The sequence below is a fragment of the Caballeronia zhejiangensis genome (assembly GCF_000698575.1).
In the GTDB taxonomy this organism is placed as follows: domain Bacteria; phylum Pseudomonadota; class Gammaproteobacteria; order Burkholderiales; family Burkholderiaceae; genus Caballeronia; species Caballeronia zhejiangensis.
Genome location: NZ_JFHD01000045.1, coordinates 1 through 25,312 on the forward strand (window position 1 = coordinate 1; position 25,312 = coordinate 25,312).

Below are 25,312 nucleotides of genomic sequence, written 5' to 3' on the forward strand. Positions count from 1 at the left end.
CCCTGACCATCTACGCAACCGTCCATCATCTCTACACCCGGCATCTGCCGAAACGCCGCGCCGGCGCCCAGGACGCCCCCGGAGGAGCTCACCCGATCCCGAAAACGGCTGATCACCACGCAGATAGAGGGTGGGGAATTTTACTCCGACAGTTTTGGGGAAGCTACGTCCGACGTTGACAGCAGGACAACTTCGTTCAACTCGAAGTGTGGGAAGAGCAGGAGTTTGTCGAGCGCGAGCTGTTTCCGCGCGACGACAGTTGGGGCTTGCCCCGGATCGACGAGCTTCGGAGGGGCGCGACCGGGATGGCCTTCATCGAGCGCATCGAACCGCGCATGGTCGGCACGCCCCGATATCGGCTTGAGGGTGCGATCGACATGCTGCAATTCACTGCGCTCGCCACGGCCATGTACGACCGGCGCCGGCGCGCCGACGGCGACCGCCGTCTGGTAGAAACCAACAGTTCGACGGGCGAGCAGCGGATCGTGACGGTGCGCGAGCTCACGCCCGGTTACGATCAGGTGCGCTGGTCGGGTCGCCGCTTTTTCGACGACTGGAGCGCGTCGAGCGCCGGTCGTGCAGGCCACCGGGCCTGCCTGCGCTGGACCTTCAATACTTCTGATTACACCGATCCGAGTGGCAAGCGGGAGCTGAGCTTCGTTCCGCAGTGGGCTCATACGCGCAAGATAGCGGAACTGAAAAACACCGGTAAGCTCGATGTGTACAGCCTGTACGGCAAGCTCACACAATTTGATGAGCGCATCGGCATGCCGTTCGCATGGTACTTCTACGGCCTGCACGGCAACCTCGTAAAGAGCGGCCAGATGGAGCGGGTGCTCGAGGCGGCCGAAGACGGGCTGATCGTGCTGCCAGAGCACGACTACCAGGTGCTTCGCCGCTGGAGCCAGAATCCGTACGGGTTCTGATACACCTGTCTGTTGTTGGCTAGTGGGCGGCTGGTCCGTCCGGTGAGCTGTCACGGAGCGCACGGGATAAGGGACAGTCCGTTAGTCGGACGACACGCCGTTCGCCGGTTGTTAACCCTGCCCGGCACGGCTATACTGTAGACACGTCTGAAACAGCAGACGTCGGGTTTGGCGACCTGAACAAATCAAAGCGCAAACGCCGCGCAAAGCGGCTTTTTTGTGCCTGCGCCTCTGCACGCCGGTTCTATGGGCGGGCCCTGGTGGGGAGACCTTCGGGTCTGCCGGTTTCTTTGGTTCCGGTTCGCCAACCCTGCCTTGTGCCCGCTCACCCCATTTGGCGATGGGCAGCGGAGTTCGACCGCAAACCAAAGAGGCCGCATCATGAGCAACACCGCCGCGCCTGGCTTCAGGCAACCTTCCCATCGTTTTCCTTCCTTCTCAGTTCGCATACCTGCATTTCTTCTCGCCGTCCTAGCGACAGGCATTTCTGCCTGGATATCCATCATCGCGGGAATTGAACGAGGGGGAGCAGCGTCAGAACGTCTCGCGTGGGCGGCCGTAGGGCTTGTCCTGTTGCTCGGCGCACACCTGATTCCAGCGCTTACTCATGGGGCGACGTTGCATGTGCGTTGTACGGCCGTGCTGCTATGGCTAGTGTGCATGGTCAGCACCGGCTATGGGCATGCGACATTCTTTCTTGCCGCGCAGCGCCATGCTGGCGAGGCGCGTGCGGCTCAGGTGCAACGTGACTTGCCCGCAGTGCCCGCGCTTCCAGGTCGTGCGCCGGACGCGATCGCTCGCGAGCAGGCCCGCGTGACCCGTGCACTGCTCGTGGCGCGCTCGACACATTGCACAGTCCGCTGTGAATCGCTCGACATCAGGCGTGAATCGCTTGCGGCCCAACTGGCGGCGCTTGGAACCGAAGCGAACGAAGCACGCCGGCGTGAAGAAGCCGCCGACAGGGAAATTGCCGCGCGCGATGCACTGAACGCTAAAGCGGATGCAGCGAGAAATGATCCAGTAACGTCGCGGGTAGCAGACGTGCTTGGCGCACCGCGGGGAACGATCGATCTTGTGTTTGCTCTCTCGATGGGCTGGTTGCTGGAAGGCGTCGCCTGCCTGGGCTGGATGATCGCGCTTTCCGGCCCCTCGCGCATCAGCAGTAGTGCAGAAGACGTCTCAGTATCGTCGAGTAACGCCGCCTTGCTTGCCGGTAGCATGTCGCTGGGGGCCAGTCCCGTAAAGGGCGAGACGGCCGTAGCGGACGAGCATGGTTACCGGGTTGAAGTCACCGGTAGTCATGCGATTCAGACCGGGAGTAGCGGACGCACCGATCATCGGATGCACAGCGTCGTCAATTCAGAACTGGTGCAGCTAACGAGCGCGATCGCCGACGGGCGAGTGCGGCCAACCGTCAAGGAAATCCGAAGATTCATGCAATGCTCACAGGCGAAGGCCATGCGGTTGAGACACCAGTTTCTGGAGGTCGCCGGTGAATCACAGGACGGCCTGCGGCTGGCCGCTTCGGGAGCCGGTGTGGGTTCGGTTAAACCGCGACTTGTGCATTCCTTTGCCGAGCAACCGCAGGCTGCGTGAGCGAACGGCGCTGCGTTGCGTCAGCCTGCCCTTGTCGTTACGCTGATGGACAAACTATTACCGGGAAGAGGATGAATACAGTTTCCCTCGACGCGATCGGGGCAGGCCTACCGCTTGCCGCCGCCGTCGCATACCTTCCGCGCACGCTGGATGTAACGACAAAGTTCACGTGCGCGATGTTCGTACTATCGGTGGTAATCTCATCGGCGTTCTCGTACTGCGATGCGAATGCCGTCCACGTCGTGCCGGGTGCGATCCTCCTATGTGTGAGCATCTGGCTTCCGCGCGCGCGAGGTCACAATCGCGAGATTCCGGCTGCGATGATCTTCGCGTTGACGTTCATATCGATTTTCCCGGTCGATATATACGGTGCCTACACCTGCCATGCTTCGAGCGGGCAGGCCCGGATCGGGGGCGCCGGTTTTGGTGATTCTCTGCTCCACACGCCGCTGTCCCTCTCAGTAATCCACAGTTTGATCTACTACTTTTGTGAGCGGGACGAAAAGCGTGGCCAGGTCCCGTTTGGCAACTTTCTGCGGCGGCAGTGGGCGTTCACGCTGGGCGATGGAAAGCCGGGCGCGGCCGCTCCGGCGGAGTAGCGACAATCGGTTGCCGGACCGGCGGGTGGCCAACACAGGCCGATTGCGGCAGGTCACGGTAGCTGTACCCGCACGCTCTCGCTACTCGAAAGAGTCCAGCGCGAACAGGGAGCGTGCGGCCCTCGCGTAGCAGGCCCCTGCATTCCACGCAATGCTCTATACTGTATAAACATACAGTGTTTGGAGGGCTTATGGGCGCGTTGCCGGCACGTGTCGAGGAAATCCATCCGTCGCTGTGGACCTATACCCGTGGAGTACATAGTTTGAGAGCGAAAAGCGTGAAAGCGTTCTGCGGTGGGGTCGCCAAGGACTCTCCGTTTCGATGTATGCATACATCGAACTACATCGTTTCGGTTATCGGCTGTTCAGGCTCCGAGGATCTTTCGTATTGCACGCGCGAAGCCGACATCGAACACAGTCCGACCGTGTTCGTTCACAATCTCCCCATGGCTGCTTTCGTGTAAGCCGTGTCCATCAAGGTAGTCGGCAGAGACCGCCTTCTCCAGCGCTTCACGTTCTGAAGGAGTGAGCTGCGCGTCGTGGCCGTGCGTCGTTGTTGGCAAGACGATGGCGGCTCCTGGGCCGCGCGCACCGATTGGGCGCCGGTCCACGACGACTTGAGCGTTAGATTTCAGAAGGTTGACCTCGGCCCGGAGCTTGTCTCGCTCCCCGATGATCGCTTGCATGATGGAGCGGATCGCGGGGTCTTGAATACGCATGAGGTATTCGTGGCTTGCCAGCGGTTTCGATGGTTGAAGCGTCGGTGGCCCGGCATACGTTGCCCAGGACAAAATCAGCTTGCGGTAATCCGCCGATTGCATGTTGTAGAGGACGCGCCCCTTTAGGATGCCTTCCGCCTCCGCCAGGCGACCAATGGTTGAGAGAGAAAAATCGCACGAGCCTAACTCCTGATGCCTACGGCAAATCTCATGCAGCGCTGTCAGCCTAGCAAGCCGATGAGCGCGGCCGCCTTTGGCGAGCAGCGTGCCAAGAACAATGTCCGGGTGGCCGATTGTTGGGCTGTTCATCCTTGCGACTCGTCGATGGATTGAGGCTTGCGCGTGAGCATGCCGGTGGCATTGCATTCCGGCAGAAACGTGGCGAAATCGACGCCAAATCGCTCGCTCAAGCTCTGGCCAGCATCCATCAAATTGATGACTTGCCGCGTTCCCAGCACCGGATTGGCGGGGTTCATCTGCCGTGCGAGACGGCGCATGAATGCGTTGCCAACGCGAAGTTGCTCTGCCTCACTCAGCATCATGAAGACGGGCGACAGGTTATCGCGATATAGCACAGCATCGAGCAACTGACTTCGACGAAATATCGCCTTGCCAGCATCGAGATCAGGATAGAGTTCGACGTCTTCGCAAACTCCAGCAAGCTGAAGCAATTCCGATTCGGTGTCTTCAAACGCGATATGCACGTCGCTCGCGGTGCCCACGGCCACCAGTTGAGTAGAGTCTTCGACGAGCCGGTCGAGCGCGGCCTTACAGCGTTCAATGAGCCGCCAACAAGCGGTGAGATCCTCCGCGAAGTCGTTGAATCGCTTCATCGATCCTTCCCACACGCGCTCTGCTTGCCGAAAGGTATCGAGATGAAGGAAGACCTCGCCAGCGTCTTCAGCGTCAGCTTTCTGCTTCTTCAGATCAAGAAGCACGCCCTCATTCGCGAGGCAAGCATTGCGGGCCTCGTCGAAATGGTAGGCGATCGTGTTGAAGTGCGCGGCGAGCGATGGAAGGTAGTGAGGCTCCGTCACAAACCAGCGGCATCGAACGCAGTTGCGATTCCCTCCCGGAACGGGAGCGTGCTTTGCGTTGCCAACAGCAGTACCTGGCAGAACCATCGGACCTCCGTTGTGGCATCCACCAATCGAACGGTTCTCCATCGAATCGCTGGCGTTTCCTCCAGCGAGGCACAGGCCGTGGTGCATTGGCATCCAGCCCAACGCGTTTCTTGCCGCTGGATGCTCAGCGATTGCATCTGCAACACTACCTACACTATTGCAGATCGCGCTTTGCACAAGTTCCTCGTGCGCAGTATCGAGCAGGAAATTCTGAATGCTCGCATTCTTATTGGCATCCAAACGAGTCTTCGCATCGAGGAGGACATCGCGAATATGGGTGGCTCCAGGCTTGGTGTAATACAAGGTCATGACCAACCGGCTATGACCGACAAGCTTCTGCAGCACAGGGAACGGCACCTGGCCTTCCAAGGCCAGGGCGGTGACAAGGGAGACTCGCAAACTGTGAAGTGGGAACAACGTCCTCTTCTTGGATTGGGGCGGCAGCAGCCGAATCGGCGTTCCATTGTGGTGAGTCTCGGAACGCACGGCGAGCCGTGATTCAAATGCCTTCAGCAAATAGAACCAGCACGAATTGAGCGCCTGATCCTGAAGCGGAAAGTTACGCATTTGTGCCGTTGGGTATTCTGGCAATCGGAAGAGAAAGCACGCGTCGGGATAGCGCGCCAACTGGAAATCAGTCTTGACGATGATATGTCGACGATCCAGTTCGGCCCATGAGGTTCGACGGGAGATGGGGTTGTACTTCTCTTGCCAGTTACGCAGCTTCTCGATCCAGTAGAAAACATTCTGGTGAACTGCTCCGCCGTGCATCCACGGCAGCAAATAGCCCTTCTCCGGCCCTGACTTCGAAACATCGGCAGTCTTGTTCGTGTTGATATACAGGACCGCTAGTGGGTCCTCGCTGCTGCTGCGATCATAGTCGCGCCTGAACACACCCTGCTGTAGCGGTCGAAATTCGCTCCCCTGCGCAATCTCATTGCTGTTCAGTTCCCAACGACCTGCCATATAGCGCCAGGTGTCTGCCTCTCCAGAGTCAAGCACACGGACCTGGCTAGTGCGTAACGGCAAGATGAGCTTCACAAGCAATGCGACCCAGCGCACTGGACTCCACATCTGCAACACTTGACCACCGCGATAGTTTCGACTCAGCTTACGTATGCGCCACACGCAATCCGGATCGTCGCGATCAATCTCGTCTTCGGTCACGTCGAACCAATCAGGTGCGCTCGCACCCATATGGCCGATCTTGCTCCCGAGCGCCCCTTGCGCCCATTGCCAGTCGCGAAAATGGGGTCCCGCCGCCAGCATCTGCCGAAGTTGGTCGATGTAGCCATAGGGCAGCGGTGAGTAAACGCTCTCGCCGCGCTTCGGCAACCCCGCTTTCGACATACGACGTACCGGGTTGCGATAGCCCTGCATTAATACGGCATTATCGTCTTTACCAATCTGACTGAAATGCCGAAGCAACACAAACTGCAGAAAAGCGTGGATAAGATTATTCGCGCTGATGCCCCAAGGAGAGTCAGGACACGCCGTTCGGTGAAATTCTGGAACCTGTGTCGTTTGCGCCAGGAATACACTCGGGTCCAGCGGCAGGCTCTGCAGAATGAGGTAGCGCTCGAAGAAAGTCGATAGGGCCTGCAGTCTCTGGTGTAGACCATGCGTTTCCCCACCGAGCCACTCCAAGGCGAAGACTCTCCAGGCTGCAAGTTCTGGATAGAACTCCACCACCCAGGCCAGGGTTGCATCCGAATCGCGTCGCATGCTGCGCTCGGTCCTTGCCGCCTTGCGACGCCCCTTCGGTTTAGTTGGAGAGGTCTTGTACATGTGTTTGCTCGGTCACGTGGAGATGTGGTTAGTCCGATGAACGGACCAAATCCGACAGAGGCGTCGTAAGAAGTCCATCCAGCCGGTGCGCCGCTTGCTGAAGTGCTTCTCGGGCTTCGCTAAAGCTTGCTTGTGTGTAGATCTCCTGGCTCTCGATGGAGGCGTGATGCATGAAGCGGCGAATCATCGACTTATCGATCTCTGCACGCCTCAAGCGCTGGCCGTAGGCGTGTCTGTGCCCGTGAGGGGTGGTGCCAAGCGCCTTACCGACCTCGAGTCCTATGCGTTTGCATGCGGCCGCATGAGCCTTGTTGTATTGAGTGAGGGTGTACATTGCACCGTATGGCGCGTGTCGAAGGTTCACGAAGGCGAAGGGATGATCCCGGTCAAAATGCGCCAGCTGCTTCAGATAGCGTTGCCATAACTCGAGAAACCACTCGCCATACTCCGGCACGAACCAGTAAGCTTGCTTGTAGTAAGGGCCGTCGTGCATACTGCCTTTCCAGCCGGCATGGCGACGGTCCATCAGGTCTGTACGCGGCACAAGGCGGAAGCGCTGGCCGAGGTATTCTGCTCGGTTCGAGTTACGCGGTCGTCCTCGCTCGTCACACCAATCGGCAGGCGCGATCCCGTAGTGCGGATGGTGGATGAGGACCTTGGCTTGACGCGGGTCCTGTGGATCTGGAAATACGTCCTGAACGTAAAGGTGAAAAGGCTCCGACTCTCGAAATCCCGCGCCATGGAGCAGTAGCGTGATCAAGATGCCACGATAGTCGTAACGATCGCCGTTGCGAAAGCCTTTGAAGAGCAACGCTTCAAAGTGACGTTCTGGAAAAGCTGGCGGCTCACCTCGCGCGACCCTCGGGATTCTCCCGTAGCGAAGCCAATATCGTGTGGCGCGCGCGGTGGAATTCGACGACCACGTATGCCCAAGGAAGGCCTTGCTTCTACGATATTGGTAAGCGGCTTCATCAATCTGTCGATCGAACGTGCTGCCGAGGTACCGAGGATTGACGCTGGCTGCTTCAGGACGAACTTCGCCCAACCAATTGAAGAAGTCGCTCAAATGGATGATGATGCGTGCCGCGTCGTGCGGCGAGCGAGGTGGCCAGCAAAGGCCCGTGGCGTCGAGTCCTGTTTCGCGATTGAACGTTCCTGTGTACAGGCGCTTCGCGAAATTCTGAAACAGTTGATGAGGGTCGCGTTCGGCGGGGTTGAGCTGAATGTACTCAAGAAAGAGCCGCACCGATCGCGTCACCTTGCGCATCCATTCCAGACTGCGATCGTGGCTTCTATGCAGGAAATAATCAATCAGCGGCTCGAGTATCCCCGTCGCGGCAAGCAAGGCGGGGATCTCAGTGTAGACGCCGGTTTCGTCCGTGAGGACCTTTGCTCTGATGCTGACGAACATCGCTCGACAGAAATAGCAAACATCCTACGCACGCTTTAAGTCACCACGTTGACCGTTGTAAGTCATCGCTGCTCCTGAATCGACTCACCGATGAGAGAGCCGTGCCGGCGCGCACTTCGCTGCGATAAAAAAGCTGAAGGCGGATAGCGACGAGACAAGCAACACCGTCCATTCGACGGCGACATACCCATGCGTCAGTCCCCAGATGCTCGCCGCTGCGATGGGCGCGATGCCCTTCGCAATGTTCGACGGAAACGACAGCATGCCGCTGATCGCGCCGTAGCCCTCCGTCCACAGAAACTGCTGGACGATCGTGCCGCGCAGGATCGTCATCATGCCGTTGGCGGCGCCATAGCAGAGCGCGAAGATCCACAATAGCGCAGCGGATTTGCCAGCCACGATCAGGACGACCGTCGAGACGGGAAAGAGTGTCACCACGATGAAACCAACTGTCGTGATGGTGACCTTGCGATCGAATGCGAACCAGACCGCGCGGGCGATGACTTGCGCGGGTCCGATCAGCGCCATGGTGATGACCAGAACCGTGTTGGTGACGCCGCGCTCGACCATCAACGGAACCAGATGAAATGTGAGCGCGGCGAAGGTCGCGTAGTAGGTTGTGAAGCACAGCGCGAGCGCCCAGAAGGTAGGCGTGCGCAGTGCACGTCGCGTTGCCGCAGCATCGACCGCCATGCGCTCCGCGCTCGGCTGGGAAGCGTTCGGGTCGATTCGTGAGGAGCGGATCGCGACGACATGAATCGGCAGGCAAATGATTAGATTGCACGCGGCCAGTGCGACGAGCGCGAGACGCCAACCGGCCACATCCACGAGGAACTGCGTGATCGGAATGAAAACCGTGCTCGCGAATCCCGCAACGAGCGTCACCAGTGTGATCTTGGTCTTGTATCGCAGCGGATAGCGATGCGTGAGCACGGCGAAGAGCGGGTCATAGAAGGTCGCCGCCATCGACAAGCCCAAGCCGATCCACGCTACGAAGAGAATCGTGAGCGACGATGTGGCGGACCACATCAGCAGCATGGCTGCCGCGATCAGCGATCCGATGGACATGACCCGACGTCCGAGCCCGTGGTCGATCCATTTGCCCACCGGATATGCTGCGAAGCCCGAGACCAGCAGTCCGAGCGAGAGGGCCGCATTCGTGGACGTGCGGCTCCAGCCCATCGTCTGCTCCATGGGTACGACCAGCAGCGAAAACGAATAGTAGACCGAGCCCCACGACACCAGTTGGGCGAGCGCGAGCGCCCAGGTGGCCAGTGATTCGGCGCGATCCGTCGAATTACTCGACTTCACTGTCGTCGGTGTCGGCGTTCTGTGTGCTGTGCTCATGGCTCATTGCTGCATTGGCGAGGGCGGAAACAGATGTAGGGGTCTTCTCTTTACGCTCGCTGTACCTGTCGGTCAGGTAATCCGAGCGGTCGCGCACGAGCAGCGTGAATTTATAGAGCTCCTCCATCACATCGACCACGCGGTCGTAGTACGGCGATGGCTTCATGCGTCCGTCCTCATCGAACTCTTGAAACGCCTTGGCAACGGAGCTCTGGTTGGGAATGGTCACCATCCGCATCCAGCGGCCAAGCACGCGCAAAGCGTTCACCGCATTGAAGGATTGCGAGCCTCCCGACACCTGCATGACCGCTAGCGTGCGCCCTTGCGTCGGCCGGATGCTACCGGAATCGAGCGGCAGCCAGTCGATCTGATTCTTGAACACGCCGGTCAGTGCGCCATGTCGTTCCGGGCTGCACCACACTTGGCCCTCGGACCAGATGGACGCTTCGCGCAATTCGACGACCTTTGGGTGGTCTGCGGGCACGCTGTCGGCGAGTGGCAGGCCATGCGGATCAAACACTCTGGTCTCAGCGCCGAACTGCCGGAGGATGCGTTCAGCTTCAAGCGTCAGCAGCCTGCTGTACGACGTGGGTCGAAGTGAACCGTACAGTAGGAGGATTCGGGGCGGGTGCTGCGAAATCGCATGCGCCTCAAGCTTCGCGAGATCGGGTATGTCGAGATGCGAGGCGCTGACGTGCGGCAGGTCGTTGATCATATAGATGTGCGGTTACAGATGGCTCGTGTCGACGTCCGACTTGCCAATCCGGAAGGCTCCGCAACAAAAGTGGCGTGCGGACATTAGCGCCGACGCTATCGACGAAGCCAAACTGCCTTCCGCCCCGTTGCGCGTTTCAGCGACTCGCGCTTCGTCGCTCGTTAGAAGTCCAACACCGTTCGTGTCACAAAACCGAGCGAGTCGCGATCCCTCGTACCGGTCGTTTAATCGGTACAGCGCGCCTGACAGGCTGTGCTCCCTGCGGCCATTCACCAGAATCGCATAGACCTTGAATCCGTCGTCAGAGAGGCGGTTGCGTGTTTGCAGGAGCGGAGCTTGCCAGTTACAGCGCGGGACCTGAAACAGGGTTGGCACATCGAGTAACAGGACAGCAGCCGCTGTTGTGCCGCCTAAGACAAATCGCATCAAGTCCTCATGCCCGCTTCGAGTCGCGGTTAAATCCATTGCTTCCGCGAACTGCCCGGCCTCCCGGCCAAGCGATCGTAAGAGTGCATCGATCAAGGTTGAGGTGGACATACTGACTGACTGCAAAGCAGCGGGTACATTCGATCCAGCGATGTTCCTGAGTCTCGCGCTGCTGGACTTCCGTGCCGGGCGCAATCGAAGCGCGATCGCAGCCGTCATCGGGTTGCAGCGCGAGCCAGAGGAACCAACCCACAACGAGGGTGCTGTGATGTCAACATTGTTCATGACTGGACTCCAATTAAGTGCCATCCCGCGCTCGCGCGAGCTACAGGGTAATGGCACGCGACATGAGTACCGCACTGGCCGGACACAGGGTGCAAGCCTGTTGCGTCATTAGGATCGTTGGGGGCGCCGCCTCGCGCATGACGGCCCTGAAACCAGTCTTCTCGAAAAAGGCCGAGGTGTCCGTCGTGAGCAGCCATGCAGTGCGAGCACCTGCATCGAATGCCTCGTGCAGCAATACAAATAGCAGGTTGCGACCGATGCCCATGCCTCGATGCCCGGACGCGACGACGATCGAACGGACGAGCGCATCACTACCGTACCGTTCGAATCCACCGTAGCCGATGTGTACACCGGCTAGCGTGCTGAACTTAAAGAATGCGCGTCCGGGCTCGGACAGGTCATCGACCGGTAGTTGGGCATCCCTCATAGTCTGCACGAAGGTGGCGTCGTCGCCCGGGATTGCCCGGGCGACGATGAACGGTACGCCATCCTCCTTTAGCATCTCGCGCTCGGGTGCATGAGCCAGTACGTCAACAACAGCGTCCGAAGGTCGGCATAGACGTGTGCCGCGCGGCGTCACGACAATCGGTCGATTGATCAGCATCGGATGGACCAGCATCGCGTCAATCAGTTGCGCATCGGTCAATGCCGCATCGTCGAGTCCGAGTTCCGCATACGGCGTGCCTTTGATCCGGAGTATGTCCCTGACCGCCAGTCCGGTGTCCGTGATGATCCGCTCGAGCGTTGCGCGATCCGGTGGTGTCTTCAGATACTCGATGACGCATAGGTCTTCACCGGCTTCGCGCAACATAGCGAGGACATTGCGCGACGTACCGCAATCAGGGTTGTGGTAAATGATGATGCTCACGCCCGCTCCTCACGCGGTCTCGTACCAGCGCTGCGAGCGGTTCACAACGCCAACCACGAGCAGCATGACTGGCACCTCAATCAGCACGCCAACGACAGTCGCGAGCGCCGCGCCCGACTGGAAGCCGAACAGGCTGATCGCGGTCGCGACGGCCAGCTCGAAGAAATTGCTTGCGCCGATTAGACTCGAAGGCCCGGCTACGCAATGCGCCACACGGAGCTTACGGTTCAGCAAATAGGCCAGCCCGGAGTTCAGAAAGACTTGAATGAGGATCGGGACAGCGAGCATCGCGATGACCAGCGGCTCGCGGACAATAGCCTGCCCCTGGAAGGCGAACAGGAGGACGAGCGTAGCGAGAAGCGCGCATATCGAATAGGGGCCCAGACGAGACACCGTTCGATTGAAGTGTGGCTCACCCTTCGCGAGAAGCGTGCGACGCAGGACCTGCGCAATGACCACTGGGATGATGATGTAGAGACCCACCGACGCGATGAGCGTATTCCAGGGGACAGTGATGGCGGATAGGCCAAGGAGAAGCGCCACGATCGGTGCGAACGCAACGATCATAATCGCGTCGTTCAGCGCCACTTGCGACAAGGTGAAATAGGGATCGCCCTTGCAAAGCTGCGACCAGACGAACACCATCGCCGTGCAAGGGGCGGCGGCCAGCAGAATGAGGCCGGCAATGTAGCTGTCGAGTTGCGCTGCAGGCAGCCAGGGAGCGAAGACGTGGCGCACGAAGATCCATCCGAGCAGCGCCATGGAGAAAGGCTTGACCAGCCAGTTCACGAATAGCGTGACACCGATCCCGCGCCAATGGCCTTTGATCTGGGCCATCGCACCAAAGTCGATCTTGATGAGCATCGGGATGATCATCACCCAGATGAGCACGCCAACTGGCAGATTGACCTGCGCGATCTCCATGCGACCGATAGCCTGGAACAACGACGGCAACCATTGGCCCAGCGCGATGCCCGCGATGATGCACAGCGCGACCCACACCGTCAGGTATCGCTCGAAGAAGCCAATGACGGGGCGGCCCGCGCGAGCAACCGAATCAGTGCTGCTCATTGGATTCCTCGGCCGGACGTTCGCCAATTGCACGCACTTCCTTCTGCGCTGCATTGCGATCAAGTATGTTCAACGGCAGGTTCACAAACTGACTCACCCGCGTCAGGATCTGCCGGTAGACCTTCGTAAAGACTGCGCGCTTCTGCTCGTCGCTGCCCACAAATGCGGCAGGATCCTCAAAGCCCCAGTGCGCGGTGATCGGCTTGCCGGGCCAGATCGGGCAGACCTCTCCCGCCGCCTGGTCGCATACGGTGATCACGAAGTCCATTTGCGGTGCGTCCGGCGTACCGAACTCATCCCAGCTCTTGCTGCGTAGCCCTGCCGTGTCGTAGTCCAGTGATTCGCAACGCTCGAGCGCAAACGGATTGACCGCACCTGACGGATGACTACCTGCGCTGAACGCATGGAAGCGGCCCTTGCCGAGTGTGTTGAAGAGCGCTTCGGCCATGATGCTTCGGGCACTATTGCCCGTGCAGAGGACCAGAACGTTGTAGGTCTTGTTGCTCACGTGGCGCTCCGTTTAATATCTGCGCCCGCGCAGCAGGCATTTGAAGAAACGTAGGTACTGCGTGAACGGTCGCGCGACTCACCATAAACTGGAGCATGCTCAAGCGTTCTAAATGTCTCCCACGCGACTCCCTGAGGATCGACAGTCCACGCCTTGTCCGACTTTGCGTAACAACAAGTCGTCGCCGTCTGGTTTGAAACAGGCAGCTCAGCGCTTGCAAAGCGGGCTCGCATCTCGGCGAGTTCATCATCTGACTCGACCTGGATGCCAAGATGATCGATGCCCGGCTTCACGCCACGCTTCGAAATGGCGAAGTTGACCTTAGGATCGCTCAACTCCCACTTGCGATAGTCCGACTTCGATACGGTCGGCTCCGTGCCTCCGAACATAGCAACGTAAAAGCGAGTGCTCGCTTCGAGGTCTTCGACAGCGACATGAATGTGCATGCGTTTCATGATTTAGCTCCTGTGCATTGCGGCACACCTTGAACGGAACAGTCGGCGCCAGCACAGCAGTTCTCAGTCAAAAACCCGAGCAAGCCGTTCATCGCGTCGAAATTGGCTGAATAGAAGATGAATCGTCCCTGCTGGACGCTGTTGACGAGGCCAGCATGCGACAGGTCTTTAAGGTGAAACGACAGACCGGATGGCGAGAGGCCAAGCTGCTGAGCGATCTCACCAGCCGGCATGCCTTCGGGGCCCGCGACAACCAGTGCGCGGAAGATCGCCAGGCGCGATTCATGAGCGAGCGCGCCGAGCGCGCGTACAACGAGGTTCGAGTCCATGGCAGCATCATAGACCTGTCGATTCAAAGATTCAAGTAATCTTGAAACGACAGAGCGACAGTGTTTGGTCGATTAATTAGGGACGGGAAATAGCGGGCGGAATCGAAGAAGATTGGACTCGACCTCCAACCTGGAACTCAAACACTTGGGCTAGAATACCTGTATATTTATACAGTACTTCTGGAGCTAAATCGTGAGTCGGACTGCGTTAGCCGCACAGCAGTTACGCACGCCCGAGGAACGGGCGCGCTCCATCGATGCTGCGCTCGACAGAAATATGTATTCGGAGTCGGGGGGAATAACCTTGTGGCGCGGAGCGCAGCTGGCGCGGGGCGGTGGACGGACGATCGATACAGGCTATGCCAGCCTCTCGACGGAGCTGCCGGGCGGTGGATGGCCCTTGGGCGCACTCACTGAGATGATGCTCCAGCAGACAGGCATTGGGGAGCTGCGCCTGCTGGCTCCGGCGCTCGCCGCCACGAAGCGACCCATCACCTTGGTCCAGCCACCGCAAGAGCCAAATGCTCCGGGGCTCGCGTATGTGGGCGTCCCGCTGGAAAACACCTTGCTGTTACGGCCCAAAACGACTGCCGACTCCCTGTGGTCTGCAGAGCAGATCCTCCGTGCGGGGACGTGCGGCGCGCTTCTTTTCTGGCAAAACCACGTCAAAGCGGAATGGCTGAGGCGGCTGCAGGTCGTCGCGAAGTCAAGCGAAACCCTGTTTGTCGTTTTCAGACCGTTGGCGGCCGCGATGGACCCGTCGCCGGCTGAATTGCGGCTCTCGGTCCGGCCAACAACTGACGGCGTGTCCGTCGAAGTCGTTAAACGAAAGGGACCTGCCGCCGCGCAGCCGATCGTGGTCGAGCTTCACCCGTCGCCCGTGCTGCTCAGCCGCCACGCCAGGACCCGCCGTCCTGCGACCGTAAGTCGACGAAGCCTCGCCGAGACCACGTCGGCGTGACGAACGCGGACACGGCGCGTCGGTCGTGTTAACGTTACGGGCACCGCCCCGAGGTTAGTCTTTGCTGCCCAGCTCGCTATGTTTGTGGGAGTGGGTCGCACCATGAATCAGTTCGTAATGCGCGCCCTTGCCGCTGCGGGTTGGGGGGAAATGCTCGCCTTCGACACACGTCACTTCAAAGCCACTTCCGCCGTCGCCTTCCCGGACTACCTTGTAGATGCCCGAGGTCTTCACAATCTCGCCGGGTTTATGCTGCTCTGCCATGTCTTCCTCCGCGGTTGTTCTTCGCCGACGAGCAACCGCTGTGCCTCCGCCGGAGGAGGCACACGACGTGCGCATGCTCTGCACCGATTCCGCAAGGCCTTCCCATGATTGACGTGCGACGACTGCGCAGATTAGGGGCCGTCAGGGCTGAAATGCCCGGTCGTATCGCGCCGCAGCTTGCCGTGCTCGCGAAGCAGCCGCCGGCGACAGGGCAATGGTCTTACGAGATCAAGTTCGATGGCTATCGGCTGCTATCGAAATGCGTGGCGGGCGTGCCGACGTTTTACACGCGCAACGGCCATGACTGGACCGATCGTCTGCCGGCGCTGGCCGACTCCCTTGGCTCCTTGCCAGTGAAAAGCGTCTGGCTCGACGGCGAAGCTGTCGTGCTCAATGAAAGCGGCCTGCCCGACTTCAGCGCATTGCAGAATGCTTTTGCACGCCGTCGCACGTCCAGCATCGTGTACTTCGTATTCGATCTTCTGTACCTGGACGGATTCGACCTGCGTCACGTGGCTCTGCATGAGCGCCGCGATCTCTTGCGGCAGTTGTTGGCGGAAATAGACGACGCACGTCTGCGATTCAGCAATGACTTTGAGCAGGACGTCCATTCATTGTTGGACTCTGCCTGCCGCATGCAGCTCGAGGGCATCGTGGGCAAGCGGGCAGACGCGACCTATACCGAGGGCCGCTCGCCCGACTGGGTCAAACTGAAGTGTCGGCGGCGCCAGGAGTTCGTGATCGGAGCCTACACGCAATCGCGAGGCGCGCGAAGCGGCGTTCGGGGCCTGCTCCTTGGCGTCTTCGAGCGCGACGGCTCGTTGCGTTACGCGGGGGCGGCCAAGGCTGAACTCAGGCCGAAGCAGCTGCAGGCGTTCGCGGCCTCGCTGCACGAGCGCAAATCGCCGCCGTTTCTTAATCCGCCGGCGCGAGACCCTGATCGCGAGGTCGTCTGGGTTGAACCCGAGAAAGTGGTCGAAGTATCGTTTCTTGAGTGGACGCCGGTAGGTGAGATTCGGCAGGGCGTCATGGTCGGCCTGAGAGAAGACAAAGACGCCAGGGAAGTGCGAGAGGAAGGCGTCGATCTCGCGATGTCAACAGGCGCAGGAGAGCGTCTCTCATCCGGAGTCCGTCCGGTGCGGATCACCAATCCCGGCCGGATCATCGATCCATCGTCGGCCGTCACAAAGCGCGACCTGATCAGCTACTACGAAGCGATGGCCGACTTGATGCTGCCGCAAATAGGCAACAGGCCCTTGATGCTCGTGCGCGCCCCCGACGGCATCAGCGGCGCGCTAATTTACCAAAAACACGCCGAATCGCAGCGCTTCGTGGCGGTCGAGAGCTTGCCGCCGTCTCTCCATCCCGGACATGCCCCCCTGCTTGTCGCCAACACGCCCGCTGCCCTCGTGGAGTTGGCCCAACTGAACGTCGTCGAGATCCACTGCTGGAACGCGAGCGCACCGAATCTCGCTAGCCCTGACCAGTTCATCCTGGACCTTGACCCGGACCCTGCGCTGCCTTGGAGAACGATGCGGGAGGCGGCCATGCTGGCCAAGGTACTCCTTGACGAGATCGGGCTTGAGTCGTTCTGCAAAACCAGCGGCGGGAAAGGTTTGCATCTTGTCATCCCGTTGCGGCCGATTCATGCATGGGACGAGGTCAAGCGGTTCTCGCATGCGATTGCACGCCATCTTGCGCGTGTCGTGCCCGAGCGCTTCTCCGCGGTGTCTGGTCCTCGAAACCGAGTCGGGAAGGTCTTCGTCGATTATCTGCGCAACGGGCGCGGCTCCACGACGGCTGCCGCGTATTCGGTTCGCGCTCGCCCCGGGCTCGGCGTGTCGGTGCCAATCAGCTGGGACGAACTTGGCGCTGTTGAAGGCGGCGACCAGTGGAATGTGCGCACCGCACGGCAGCGCAGGGATATGCCGTGGGGCGGAATCGAGCGGCAGCAGGTCATCACCAAGCAGATGACTGCAAGGCTCCAAGCATGAGCGCCACGCGCAATACTCAAGATCCTGACGTTGGTTGCCGTAACACATGATGGCCCGCCGCGTGTGACGGCCTTGGATATTCACATAGCAACGCGCAATCCTTATATAATTTCACTCATTGCATTTAGTGATTAAAATCAACATTGCAGGAGTGGAGCATGTCACAAAAAGATCGGAAAGCGGAATTCCGCAAGGCACTTATCGAACTGGTGAACTCGCACATCAAATCCAGCGGAATCACGCCGGAGGAGGCCGCCACGGTGTTTGCCGAAGAGGCGAAGACCGCGCTGGACCATCTCGGGTGGAAGCCTCAACCCCAGCGGGCCGCAAGCGAGCATCTGGTCGTTGCGGCCGCCTGTCTGAACGACGGTCTGGTAATTCCGGTGCCACGCTTCGACGCGCTGTTCCCTGTCTCTGAATCGGCGATTTAGCGCGTTCGAAGCTAGCAGTCCCAAGAGCATCGCCTTGCCATGCAGAGAGGGCGGGCATGGCGCGCAAGAAGCCAACGCCGGTACGGGCTGACGTATCGATCACTTATAGGAATAAAAGATGAAATCGCGCAATCCACATGATGTTTCCGCTTCACGTTACGGCCGTCGCTGGATGATCGGCATCTTCGTCGCGTGGCTGGTTGTCTTCGAACTGTTCAACGGTCGCATGTACGGATGGTCGGCGCCCGCAACGAACCATGACATCGTCCGATCGGCTGTCGTGCTGGTCATCGGCTGTGTCGTCGCGCTCGTCGGTGGCAAGCGAGCGGAAGCGAGATACAAGCGTAACCGGCGAAGCGCGTTCTGAAAAAGTCCATCCATATGAGTGAGCAACACAGCGAGACAGGCGAGAGCTCGGCGGTTCTTGAGACCGTGGAATCGACAGACAGCCTCGAGGCGAGAACGCTTAATGTGAGGCAGGGAGCCTTTGCCATTGCGACCACGCAGGACACGTTGAACCGCCTGCGCACAGGTAACCTCGGGCCGTGCGTCGCCTTCTACGGCATCAACCGACGAGCCGGCGTGACATTCATGAGCCACGTCGACGGCAACCTGTGCGGCTTTCGCGCATTGGAGGATCGTCTCTCGAGCGCTACCAATGGGGACCTCGAAAGTTTCGCGCTCTATGCCACGACCAACTACACGATGACGGCGAGGCTAGCATGCCTCGCTCTTGTCGGCGCGGCGTATCACTGGTTGCCCTTATGGTTGTGGCTGGGGTTGATAGCCGTCGTCGTCGGCTTTGGTTTCGCAAGCCTTCTGCAGATCTACGTCTTCGCCCGGCGAGCCTTCGGCACATGGCGCATCAAGCTTTGCACGCCGTGGCAGTTCTCCGGACGCGTCGAGGTCAGTCTTGATGCTGCATCAAGCGGTGGCCCGGACGTGCCGCGACGCGAGACCGTTTCCCGCGCTGAAAGTGAGCGTCGCTACGGTCGACTCCATTGTTGGGTGTCGGGTCAACGGGAAATGACCCCGACACGAGAGGTTTTGAACCTTGCGTCGGAGCGCGATGCACTGCGCGAAGTTGTGCAGGCGCTGGACTCATTCCAGCGCGAGTACGGCGCGCAGGCGCTGGACCCTGACGGCATGCCGGGCAACGAGCATTACCGGCCGAAGCTGGTCGAGCTGGTGTCGAAGGCCCGTGCCGCGCTAGCTAGCCGCCCGACAGAGTGACGGCGATGACAGTAGGGCGCGATCTGACGCCGCCAGTAGACCAACTTAGCTAAGTTGGCTAGAATGGTGTCGTCCAAGGGAGCGATGTCATGCAAAATGCCAACATTCACGAAGCCAAGACGAATCTGTCGCGGCTTGTCGACGCGGCAATAGCCGGAGAAGAGGTCGTGATCTCCAAGCGGGGTAAGCCGGCGGTCCGGCTCGTACCCGTCGAATCCGAAAAACCTCTCCGGCGCTTCGGCGTAATGCGCGATAGCATCCGCATCGCCGACGACTTTGATTCGCCGCTGCCCGACGACATTCTCGCCGCTTTTGAGGGACGGTGATGCGCCTGCTGCTCGACACGCATATCTTCCTGTGGGTGGTCGCCGACGACGCAAAACTGAGCGCCGCGGCCCGCGCGACAATCTCGGAGGCGGCAGAGGTGTTCGTCAGTAGCGCGAGCATCTGGGAAGCCTCTATCAAGGCGGGGCTGGGAAAGCTGGACGTCGATATTGACGCCCTCGTAAGCGCCATCGAGACGAGCGGGTTCAACGAATTGCCCGTCATCGCGGCGCACGGTGCCGCCGTACGCCATCTTCCAGACTTCCATCGCGATCCGTTTGATCGGCTGCTGATCGCTCAAGCGAAACATGAGCCAATGCATTTCATGACGGTTGATGGTCATCTTGAACAGTACGCACCTGACCTCGTCATGAAGGTCTGATGCGGGTGAGCCACGTCGTTCCGGAAACAACCATGTCGCCACAACAAGCCCTTCAAATCGTCCAGCAGCTCGCGGACGGCATAGACCCGACGACCGGCGAAGTGCTGTCTGCAGAGAGTCCGTTCAATCAGCCGGAAGTGATCCGCGCGCTAAATCTCGCATCGAACGCACTCAAGGCACACGGGCTAGACGCCAAGGCAGCACCGACGCAAAAACCCAGACCAGAAAACGCCGGCCGGTCGTGGTCGCCGCAAGAAGATGCAGAGCTGCTTGCCGAATTTGATGCTGGTATCGTGCCTAAGGAATTGGCTGTCAAACACGGCAGGACTAAAGGCGCAATCGAGTCCCGCCTCGTGAAACATGGCCGTATCCAGCGGTGACGCTTGCCATACTCCAGGCGCGATGAAATGTGTCCGTTAAACCAAAGAAAGGAGTAGATCTTGTTGCGACGAATGATGACCGAAAAGGGCTATCCCGTGGAAGCGTACGCGATGGCTGCTGTGCTCTACGGATTCTGTGCGGCCGCGATGTTGATCGCAGAGTTCAGCACGCTTGACCTGTATTACTTTGAGGCGTGGTCTTTCCGCTGGATCGGTGGCCTCGTCGGCGTGATCGCTCCGCCTTTGGTAGCGGCAGTTTGGTTCGTTCGTAATGAGTGGGACACGTGGCTTCCGAAACGGATTCTGGCAGGGTGGTGCCTGGGTATTGCAATCGCCGCTGCCGGCGTGACCATCCGTGCTTGGTTGCATATCTAACTCGGGAAATGCCGCCGTCTATCACGAGCAAAGCGAGCCATGTCCAACCTTACCCCGGCGCTGGCCTTGCGGGCCGCAATCAACCTTTTGCGAGATTCTGCCGAATCACGCAAGATGCCCAACGGCGAGCCCCTAACTGATGCCGTTGTGCAGTTCCATTTGGACGCCGCTGACACGCTGGAAGAGTCCCTAACGGACCTCCGGGACCACGAGTAAGAAAACAAGAGCATCGGGGCAAGCTGGACATTCTCAATCTGCTTGAACGAGGCGAATCGGGGCAGCGGCCGCACCGGATTGACAGCTATTTTCGAAAACTTCCGCAGCTAAAAGATGGTATTTTTCCCCGCCTTTTTATTTGCCGCATACGCCAATCTGGTCATTGCTATTCGCGGTCTTGTCTTGAAAGGACGTGACGGGGTTGTGGCGCAGCTGCATTTCGTGTGCTGCCTCGTGGGCGTACTCGGTTTGTTGTTGGGATTCGAGATGGTCCCCGATCCGACCAAAGGCATCGCGGGCGACGCATACAACTGGAGCCCCGTTGCATTTTTTGGGTTCGGGGCGGCAACCATCGCGCTCTTCGTTGCGCGGCTGCGTAAGCAGGAACGCCAGGATCGTCGCGACCCGCTCACGCTGCGCTTCGGTACAGCGATGCTAGCCGTACTGGCAGGGCTCTACATCTGCGGCACGGCGGTTGATCACTGGTGGTTCTTTCGTGATTCTGAAAAAGCAGGCACAGCAGAGGCTTCCTTTGTAGGCAAGGACGTCAATTGCAGCAGCTCAGTGCTTGTGAGACTGGATGGTAGAACCGCGACCTACCGATGTCCGACGCTGATCGAGTTCGGCCGCGATTACAGTCAACCGTTTGTGCCTTGGCCTTCCTATTCTCAAGGCATAACAGACGGTCGACATATTCTCGATGCGCTGGCGAATGCCGACGCGCAGACTGAAACCAAACAAGCGGTACGACACACGCCAGCGGACACGCAACCCGCGGCTTCCGGCCCGTAATTGATCGGGGCATCGAGTTCGATATACCCCTGATATAGTTTCGGCCATGAATACCTCTCTTCCCCCCGATTCCGCCAACAGGGACCGCATGCGCGCGCTGTGCGAGCTGGCCGGCTCGCAGGCTGAAGCGGCCGCGTTGATCGCCAAACATACTCGTCGTCCATGTAGCGTGAGCGCCATCAAGTCCTGGACATGCTCGCCTGACTCGACGCGCGCAAGAACGTGCCATGAATGGGCGGTCGAAGCCCTGGAAAAAGAACTAAAAAAACTTGGTCGCAGCACTTGACGCGGTGTACATGTACACCGCATTATTGAGTTGTCTGTCATCCATCTAGCGATGGATTCCGTTTGTGTTTGCGAGACAGGTGCGCCGCCCGGGGGCGGTGCCGCAAGCAGAACCAGCAACTCAACAAGAACGCAAAATGACCAAGTATCTTCAAGACCTCACCAACGCCGTAGCAGGCATGTCCGTGCTGCAGGCGACTCTCTTCTGGCTTTTCATTGGCATCGCGTTCGTCGCCATCAGGCGGATCTACGCGCGACTCGTCCATCACAAAAGCGCGCCCGCGGCGCCGGCACAGCATCACAACATCGCCTTCTTACTCGCGCTCGCTTCGGTGTTCGCACTTTGCCTTTCCTTTCCGTTCCACATCGTTCTCGCCGACGACCAGTTCGACTGGATCTCTGCCTGCGTGGTGCTTTATGGAACGTGCTGGGTGGCGATCGGTGCCGTAATGAGCAGGGAGCAAGAGGTCGACATGCTTTCGTTGATCGACACGCAGAAGGGGGCGACACCGAATGCGATTGAAGTGGCCACCGTTAAGGCCCTCGTCGATGCATCGCGTTTTTGCCGCAACGGCCTAATCTTTGTCGCCCTCGGTGCCGTTATCCAGATGGGCCATCTCGTCTACAAAGCTCACCCCGAGCTGTTTTTCAAGGTCGCAGTTGCGCAAGCTGACCCGGCGATGGGTGCCACCATCACGCAAACGCCGGCGCTCGCCGCCTTGCGCGACAGCCAGCCGTCGTGACGATGACTTACTGGCTGTGAGCTGGTAGCGCTCTATGCCAGTTGGTGAGGACGAAGGCAATGGGCGAGTGGACCAAAGAAAGCGAGTATTGCCTGTCGCATCCGAGCGGTTGGACGATCGCCAAGTGTTACGTGCAAGGCGTCCCCCGCTACGTTCTCTGGGAAGGCGATACGCGCAAAAACCAGTTTAACGACGTACGCGACGCGATGCGCGAGCACTCGCGGCTCACACGTGTCGAGCAGGCAACCGAACGGGGCGGCGACGCAGTGGCTCCGCCCGGCCCGCAAGAATAAAGCAGCAGCGGCCAAGCGGCCCAAACAGGTGGTGGCTCGCGATACCAACAGCAAGCGACCCACAACGCATCGATTAACAGACCGAGGAACCAAATAATGAAGACGAAGAATACGGCCATCTTTGCAAACGACATCACCACGATCAAGCGGACCGCGCAATACGCGCTCGCGACGCTGGCGTTCGCGGCACTCGCGGCGTGCGGCGGCGGCGGTGGCGGTGGCAATACCTCCGCGGCGTCGAATGCGCAGGCCAGCGCAAACGTTCAAATCGTATCGTTCGGCGACGAGCTGTCGGATGTAGGTACATACGCGCCGGTCATCACCGCGAGTTTTGGCGGGGGCCGCTTTACCACGAATCCGGGCGAAGTCTGGACGCAGAAGGTCGCGGAATATTTCGGCGGCTCGCTCAGCGCTGCCTATCTTGGCGGCTTTGGTCAGCCGCTCGCAGCGTCGACAGGCCTTGGCTACGCGCAAGGCGGGGCACGCGTGCAGGACCCGGCCGGCGAAGGGCATGCGGCGTCGTCGGTGCCGAACGCCGACTACGCGCAGGCGACAACCGTTCCAGTCACGCAGCAGGTGCAGAACTACCTGAGTGCACATGGAGCCTTCAGCTCCAGCCAGGTCGTGCTGGTGAACGGCGGCACGAATGACATTCTCCTTCTCGAGCCTTCGATCGAGAGCCTGGTCGCATCGGATGTCGCTGGAGGCATGGACCTGACCAGCGCGGTGCAGAAGGAAGCAACCGCCGCTCTCGTGCCGGTAGCTCAGAAGTTCGCTGCGACGGTGCAACAGATCGCGACCGCGGGCGCCGGCCACGTCGTCGTGGTCAATGTGCCGGACCTCGGCCAGACTCCCCTTGGGGCAAAGGTCGGTTCGAGTGGGCAGCAGCTGCTGACGGCGCTCGCAACCGTCTATAACCAGGCGGTCAGTCAGACGATTCAGAGCTTCGGCTTGCCGGCCGGCAAGGTCGTTCCGGTTGACCTGTTCGGGTGGCAAAACGGTGTTATCGCTGCCTATCAGGCGAATGGCTTCTCCGTTGCCAATACCGGCACAGGCTGCAATATTTCGCTGATGGTCCAGAATGCGACCAACTCTGGCGTGAGCAATCCGCAAGCGTTCGGCTCGTCGCTGTTCTGCGCGCCGGCCCTTTACACCGTTGCTGGTGCCGATCAGTCGTACATGTTCGCCGATCTGACCAATCCGTCGACGCATCTCCACGCCCTGTTCGCGCAGTATGTCGAACAGCAACTGGCGAGCGCCGGCGTCAGCAAGTAACGCGCGCGACGCGGTAAAAGTCTGATGTGGGACCGCTCAGGGATGTCGCGAAAGTAACCGCGTGTCACTTTCCAACCTGTGCGGTTCACAACTGCGACGATTGAAGCAAGCGCTCGAAGGCGCAAGTTGGTTGAATCATAAGTCCGTCATGAAGGAGGTTCGATGTTCACTCTTGTCGCCAAGGTCGCAGTGCACGGCGAGTTGATCGACGTGATGCAGACTCCAGTTTCGCCGGTCGACGGCGAACGCATGCTGCAGGCAGCATTAGCCGACGATCGGGCTCTCCCAAACAACGGGCAAGATCTCGAAGACGGTGAAATGTGGGTCGACATGCACGACGCCGAGGGGAATATTGTCTCCAAAGAGCCTGCATGTTTTCACGCTGCCGACGCTGCAGATGCTCTTGAGCTGCATTTCAGCGCCCCAGCAGGTCTTATCGCTAAAGCCCTGTCAAAAAGCAACGTGATGGCCCAGTACAAGGATCACCGGGCCGCCGTGTGTTTCGCGCTGCACGGTTAACACGATGGCGGGGGAAATCCATAAACGGCTGGTGACGCTTGGCGAAAAATGGCTGAAGCGGCAGGGGTTTGCCGTAGTCGCGAGCGAGCTTGTGACGAGCGGCACGCGGGAACAAGCCGATGTTATCGGCTTCAGGTCTAACTGCTCGGCCGTGATAGAAGCCAAGGCGTCCCGGTCCGATTTTCTGGCCGACTCACGCAAGCCACATCGCATATCGGGCGGTCTAGGTGTGTATCGGTTTTATCTCTGCCTGCCCGAAGTGATGGACGTAGCCGATCTGCCGGAGCGGTGGGGCCTGCTGTACGCCGATGGGCACACCGTGCGCGAAATTCTGCGGCCGACCGGAAACGGATGGCCGTCGCTGGGTGCGAAGTTGGGAGACTGGTCCGCGTTCCAGCACGAAGCCGACGTGATTGCAGAGCGCGCCGTTTTGTTCTCCATCGCACGCCGGCGGTCATTACCTCGCTCGGTTGAGCAGTATGAAAAGCGATTGCAGGACGAAGTCAGACGGGCCGAACGGCTTGCCAGAGAGAATGTCGATTTGGCCGAACGGGTGAGAAAACTGGAACTCGCTCTGTATCTGGCAGAACGAGGGCTCACAGCGGACAAACAAAGCCCAGCCGAATTCAAGACAGCGATGCGGCGAAAGATTGCGTCGTAAAAAGGGTTGCGCAAGCG

The 25,312-nt window shown here is 59.6% G+C and carries 30 protein-coding genes and 1 pseudogene; 19 read left to right on the plus strand and 12 right to left on the minus strand.

The features are described 5' to 3' along the window. Positions 1-182: 182 nt before the first annotated feature. The 3 genes and pseudogenes from BG60_RS31745 to BG60_RS31755 all read left to right on the plus strand — a co-directional run. Positions 183-926, plus strand: a pseudogene (locus BG60_RS31745) (hypothetical protein); the annotation flags it as partial. Positions 927-1,307: 381 nt separating this feature from the next. Then, positions 1,308-2,522 (plus strand): hypothetical protein, encoded by a 1,215-nt coding sequence (locus tag BG60_RS36520; RefSeq protein WP_051996766.1) that lies wholly within the window; start codon positions 1,308-1,310, stop codon positions 2,520-2,522. 71 nt (positions 2,523-2,593) lie between these two features. Continuing rightward, positions 2,594-3,121 (plus strand): hypothetical protein, encoded by a 528-nt coding sequence (locus BG60_RS31755; RefSeq protein ID WP_033536806.1) that lies wholly within the window; start codon positions 2,594-2,596, stop codon positions 3,119-3,121. Between the two features lie 365 nt (positions 3,122-3,486). Here the strand turns inward: BG60_RS31755 and gmtX are convergent, their stop codons facing one another. From gmtX to BG60_RS37435, 11 genes are all read right to left on the minus strand, one after another. Continuing rightward, positions 3,487-4,149: a gamma-mobile-trio protein GmtX gene (gene gmtX, locus BG60_RS31760; RefSeq protein ID WP_033536805.1), complete on the minus strand. Its 663-nt coding sequence runs from the start codon at positions 4,147-4,149 to the stop codon at positions 3,487-3,489. Next, positions 4,146-6,752: a gamma-mobile-trio integrase GmtZ gene (gmtZ, locus tag BG60_RS31765; protein ID WP_034473959.1), complete on the minus strand. Its 2,607-nt coding sequence runs from the start codon at positions 6,750-6,752 to the stop codon at positions 4,146-4,148. The genes gmtX and gmtZ overlap by 4 nt, the downstream gene beginning before the upstream one ends. Positions 6,753-6,780: 28 nt before the next feature. After that, positions 6,781-8,163, minus strand: coding sequence for a gamma-mobile-trio recombinase GmtY (gene gmtY / locus BG60_RS31770; RefSeq protein WP_033536795.1), 1,383 nt, complete (start codon positions 8,161-8,163; stop codon positions 6,781-6,783). Between the two features lie 84 nt (positions 8,164-8,247). Continuing rightward, a complete protein-coding gene (locus tag BG60_RS31775) occupies positions 8,248-9,510 on the minus strand; it encodes an MFS transporter (RefSeq protein WP_033536794.1) in 1,263 nt (420 codons plus the stop codon). Next, positions 9,461-10,225 carry an arsenical resistance protein ArsH gene (gene arsH, locus BG60_RS31780; protein ID WP_033536793.1) on the minus strand — a complete coding sequence of 255 codons (765 nt, stop codon included), beginning with the start codon at positions 10,223-10,225 and terminating at the stop codon, positions 9,461-9,463. Before arsH ends, BG60_RS31775 begins: the two co-directional genes overlap by 50 nt. Before the next feature lie 12 nt (positions 10,226-10,237). Beyond that, the gene (locus BG60_RS31785) at positions 10,238-10,936 is read right to left on the minus strand and encodes a hypothetical protein (protein ID WP_144403771.1); all 699 of its coding nucleotides are present in this window, start codon (positions 10,934-10,936) and stop codon (positions 10,238-10,240) included. A 40-nt stretch (positions 10,937-10,976) separates the two neighbouring features. Continuing rightward, entirely contained in the window at positions 10,977-11,804 is an 828-nt protein-coding gene (arsN2, locus tag BG60_RS37430; protein WP_075583598.1) for an arsenic resistance N-acetyltransferase ArsN2, read from the minus strand. A 9-nt stretch (positions 11,805-11,813) separates the two neighbouring features. Beyond that, positions 11,814-12,875 (minus strand): ACR3 family arsenite efflux transporter, encoded by a 1,062-nt coding sequence (gene arsB, locus BG60_RS31800; protein ID WP_033536791.1) that lies wholly within the window; start codon positions 12,873-12,875, stop codon positions 11,814-11,816. Further along, complete coding sequence (locus tag BG60_RS31805) at positions 12,862-13,383, minus strand: arsenate reductase ArsC (RefSeq protein WP_033536790.1); 522 nt, start codon at positions 13,381-13,383, stop codon at positions 12,862-12,864. Before BG60_RS31805 ends, arsB begins: the two co-directional genes overlap by 14 nt. Further along, positions 13,380-13,838 (minus strand): ArsI/CadI family heavy metal resistance metalloenzyme, encoded by a 459-nt coding sequence (locus BG60_RS31810; RefSeq protein WP_033536789.1) that lies wholly within the window; start codon positions 13,836-13,838, stop codon positions 13,380-13,382. Before BG60_RS31810 ends, BG60_RS31805 begins: the two co-directional genes overlap by 4 nt. Further along, positions 13,835-14,167, minus strand: coding sequence for an ArsR/SmtB family transcription factor (locus BG60_RS37435; RefSeq protein WP_075583599.1), 333 nt, complete (start codon positions 14,165-14,167; stop codon positions 13,835-13,837). The genes BG60_RS31810 and BG60_RS37435 overlap by 4 nt, the downstream gene beginning before the upstream one ends. A gap of 277 nt (positions 14,168-14,444) precedes the next feature. Here BG60_RS37435 and imuA point away from each other — a divergent pair, with 277 nt between their 5' ends. Then, the gene (imuA, locus tag BG60_RS31820; protein ID WP_033536787.1) at positions 14,445-15,128 is read left to right on the plus strand and encodes a translesion DNA synthesis-associated protein ImuA; all 684 of its coding nucleotides are present in this window, start codon (positions 14,445-14,447) and stop codon (positions 15,126-15,128) included. A 54-nt stretch (positions 15,129-15,182) separates the two neighbouring features. Here imuA and BG60_RS31825 read toward each other — a convergent pair whose 3' ends face one another. Then, positions 15,183-15,392, minus strand: a complete 210-nt coding sequence (locus BG60_RS31825) for a hypothetical protein (RefSeq protein ID WP_033536786.1) — start codon at positions 15,390-15,392, stop codon at positions 15,183-15,185. Positions 15,393-15,496: 104 nt separating this feature from the next. Between BG60_RS31825 and ligD the strand changes: the two genes are divergently transcribed. The 15 genes from ligD (at position 15,497) to BG60_RS31895 (ending at position 25,295) form a co-directional block, all read left to right on the plus strand. Next, positions 15,497-17,386, plus strand: coding sequence for a DNA ligase D (gene ligD, locus BG60_RS31830; RefSeq protein WP_235366298.1), 1,890 nt, complete (start codon positions 15,497-15,499; stop codon positions 17,384-17,386). 158 nt (positions 17,387-17,544) lie between these two features. Next, entirely contained in the window at positions 17,545-17,817 is a 273-nt protein-coding gene (locus tag BG60_RS31835) for a hypothetical protein (protein WP_033536785.1), read from the plus strand. 118 nt (positions 17,818-17,935) lie between these two features. Further along, on the plus strand, positions 17,936-18,184 hold the full coding sequence (locus BG60_RS31840; RefSeq protein ID WP_033536784.1) for a hypothetical protein: 249 nt from the start codon (positions 17,936-17,938) through the stop codon (positions 18,182-18,184). Between the two features lie 14 nt (positions 18,185-18,198). Next, positions 18,199-19,050, plus strand: coding sequence for a hypothetical protein (locus BG60_RS31845; protein WP_033536783.1), 852 nt, complete (start codon positions 18,199-18,201; stop codon positions 19,048-19,050). An 89-nt stretch (positions 19,051-19,139) separates the two neighbouring features. Then, positions 19,140-19,376, plus strand: a complete 237-nt coding sequence (locus BG60_RS31850; protein WP_033536782.1) for a type II toxin-antitoxin system Phd/YefM family antitoxin — start codon at positions 19,140-19,142, stop codon at positions 19,374-19,376. Continuing rightward, positions 19,376-19,756, plus strand: coding sequence for a type II toxin-antitoxin system VapC family toxin (locus BG60_RS31855; RefSeq protein ID WP_033536781.1), 381 nt, complete (start codon positions 19,376-19,378; stop codon positions 19,754-19,756). The genes BG60_RS31850 and BG60_RS31855 overlap by 1 nt, the downstream gene beginning before the upstream one ends. 32 nt (positions 19,757-19,788) lie before the next feature. Then, positions 19,789-20,136, plus strand: coding sequence for a hypothetical protein (locus tag BG60_RS31860; RefSeq protein WP_033536838.1), 348 nt, complete (start codon positions 19,789-19,791; stop codon positions 20,134-20,136). A gap of 60 nt (positions 20,137-20,196) precedes the next feature. Beyond that, positions 20,197-20,511, plus strand: coding sequence for a hypothetical protein (locus tag BG60_RS31865; protein WP_144403770.1), 315 nt, complete (start codon positions 20,197-20,199; stop codon positions 20,509-20,511). Between the two features lie 330 nt (positions 20,512-20,841). Next, entirely contained in the window at positions 20,842-21,519 is a 678-nt protein-coding gene (locus BG60_RS31870) for a hypothetical protein (RefSeq protein WP_033536779.1), read from the plus strand. Positions 21,520-21,565: 46 nt separating this feature from the next. After that, on the plus strand, positions 21,566-21,805 hold the full coding sequence (locus tag BG60_RS39380) for an eL13 family ribosomal protein (RefSeq protein ID WP_075583600.1): 240 nt from the start codon (positions 21,566-21,568) through the stop codon (positions 21,803-21,805). 136 nt (positions 21,806-21,941) lie between these two features. Next, on the plus strand, positions 21,942-22,547 hold the full coding sequence (locus tag BG60_RS31875; RefSeq protein WP_033536778.1) for a hypothetical protein: 606 nt from the start codon (positions 21,942-21,944) through the stop codon (positions 22,545-22,547). Positions 22,548-22,606: 59 nt separating this feature from the next. Beyond that, positions 22,607-22,840 carry a hypothetical protein gene (locus BG60_RS31880; protein WP_033536777.1) on the plus strand — a complete coding sequence of 78 codons (234 nt, stop codon included), beginning with the start codon at positions 22,607-22,609 and terminating at the stop codon, positions 22,838-22,840. Between the two features lie 96 nt (positions 22,841-22,936). Continuing rightward, a complete protein-coding gene (locus BG60_RS31885) occupies positions 22,937-24,115 on the plus strand; it encodes an SGNH/GDSL hydrolase family protein (protein WP_051996772.1) in 1,179 nt (392 codons plus the stop codon). 162 nt (positions 24,116-24,277) lie between these two features. Next, a complete protein-coding gene (locus tag BG60_RS31890; RefSeq protein ID WP_033536776.1) occupies positions 24,278-24,634 on the plus strand; it encodes a hypothetical protein in 357 nt (118 codons plus the stop codon). A gap of 4 nt (positions 24,635-24,638) precedes the next feature. Then, positions 24,639-25,295 carry a hypothetical protein gene (locus BG60_RS31895; RefSeq protein WP_033536775.1) on the plus strand — a complete coding sequence of 219 codons (657 nt, stop codon included), beginning with the start codon at positions 24,639-24,641 and terminating at the stop codon, positions 25,293-25,295. The last annotated feature ends 17 nt before the right edge of the window (positions 25,296-25,312 follow it).

Bases quoted from the DNA above. Each gene is read 5' to 3' on its own strand.
- BG60_RS36520 (WP_051996766.1), top strand. From the start codon at position 1,308: ATGAGCAACACCGCCGCGCCTGGCTTCAGGCAACCTTCCCATCGTTTT.
- BG60_RS31755 (WP_033536806.1), top strand. From the start codon at position 2,594: ATGAATACAGTTTCCCTCGACGCGATCGGGGCAGGCCTACCGCTTGCC.
- gmtX (WP_033536805.1), bottom strand. From the start codon at position 4,149: ATGAACAGCCCAACAATCGGCCACCCGGACATTGTTCTTGGCACGCTG.
- gmtZ (WP_034473959.1), bottom strand. From the start codon at position 6,752: ATGTACAAGACCTCTCCAACTAAACCGAAGGGGCGTCGCAAGGCGGCA.
- gmtY (WP_033536795.1), bottom strand. From the start codon at position 8,163: ATGTTCGTCAGCATCAGAGCAAAGGTCCTCACGGACGAAACCGGCGTC.
- BG60_RS31775 (WP_033536794.1), bottom strand. From the start codon at position 9,510: ATGAGCACAGCACACAGAACGCCGACACCGACGACAGTGAAGTCGAGT.
- arsH (WP_033536793.1), bottom strand. From the start codon at position 10,225: ATGATCAACGACCTGCCGCACGTCAGCGCCTCGCATCTCGACATACCC.
- BG60_RS31785 (WP_144403771.1), bottom strand. From the start codon at position 10,936: ATGAACAATGTTGACATCACAGCACCCTCGTTGTGGGTTGGTTCCTCT.
- arsB (WP_033536791.1), bottom strand. From the start codon at position 12,875: ATGAGCAGCACTGATTCGGTTGCTCGCGCGGGCCGCCCCGTCATTGGC.
- BG60_RS31810 (WP_033536789.1), bottom strand. From the start codon at position 13,838: ATGAAACGCATGCACATTCATGTCGCTGTCGAAGACCTCGAAGCGAGC.
- BG60_RS37435 (WP_075583599.1), bottom strand. From the start codon at position 14,167: ATGGACTCGAACCTCGTTGTACGCGCGCTCGGCGCGCTCGCTCATGAA.
- imuA (WP_033536787.1), top strand. From the start codon at position 14,445: ATGTATTCGGAGTCGGGGGGAATAACCTTGTGGCGCGGAGCGCAGCTG.
- BG60_RS31825 (WP_033536786.1), bottom strand. From the start codon at position 15,392: ATGGCAGAGCAGCATAAACCCGGCGAGATTGTGAAGACCTCGGGCATC.
- ligD (WP_235366298.1), top strand. From the start codon at position 15,497: ATGATTGACGTGCGACGACTGCGCAGATTAGGGGCCGTCAGGGCTGAA.
- BG60_RS31835 (WP_033536785.1), top strand. From the start codon at position 17,545: ATGTCACAAAAAGATCGGAAAGCGGAATTCCGCAAGGCACTTATCGAA.
- BG60_RS31840 (WP_033536784.1), top strand. From the start codon at position 17,936: ATGAAATCGCGCAATCCACATGATGTTTCCGCTTCACGTTACGGCCGT.
- BG60_RS31845 (WP_033536783.1), top strand. From the start codon at position 18,199: ATGAGTGAGCAACACAGCGAGACAGGCGAGAGCTCGGCGGTTCTTGAG.
- BG60_RS31850 (WP_033536782.1), top strand. From the start codon at position 19,140: ATGCAAAATGCCAACATTCACGAAGCCAAGACGAATCTGTCGCGGCTT.
- BG60_RS31855 (WP_033536781.1), top strand. From the start codon at position 19,376: ATGCGCCTGCTGCTCGACACGCATATCTTCCTGTGGGTGGTCGCCGAC.
- BG60_RS31860 (WP_033536838.1), top strand. From the start codon at position 19,789: ATGTCGCCACAACAAGCCCTTCAAATCGTCCAGCAGCTCGCGGACGGC.
- BG60_RS31870 (WP_033536779.1), top strand. From the start codon at position 20,842: ATGGTATTTTTCCCCGCCTTTTTATTTGCCGCATACGCCAATCTGGTC.
- BG60_RS39380 (WP_075583600.1), top strand. From the start codon at position 21,566: ATGAATACCTCTCTTCCCCCCGATTCCGCCAACAGGGACCGCATGCGC.
- BG60_RS31875 (WP_033536778.1), top strand. From the start codon at position 21,942: ATGACCAAGTATCTTCAAGACCTCACCAACGCCGTAGCAGGCATGTCC.
- BG60_RS31880 (WP_033536777.1), top strand. From the start codon at position 22,607: ATGGGCGAGTGGACCAAAGAAAGCGAGTATTGCCTGTCGCATCCGAGC.
- BG60_RS31885 (WP_051996772.1), top strand. From the start codon at position 22,937: ATGAAGACGAAGAATACGGCCATCTTTGCAAACGACATCACCACGATC.
- BG60_RS31890 (WP_033536776.1), top strand. From the start codon at position 24,278: ATGTTCACTCTTGTCGCCAAGGTCGCAGTGCACGGCGAGTTGATCGAC.
- BG60_RS31895 (WP_033536775.1), top strand. From the start codon at position 24,639: ATGGCGGGGGAAATCCATAAACGGCTGGTGACGCTTGGCGAAAAATGG.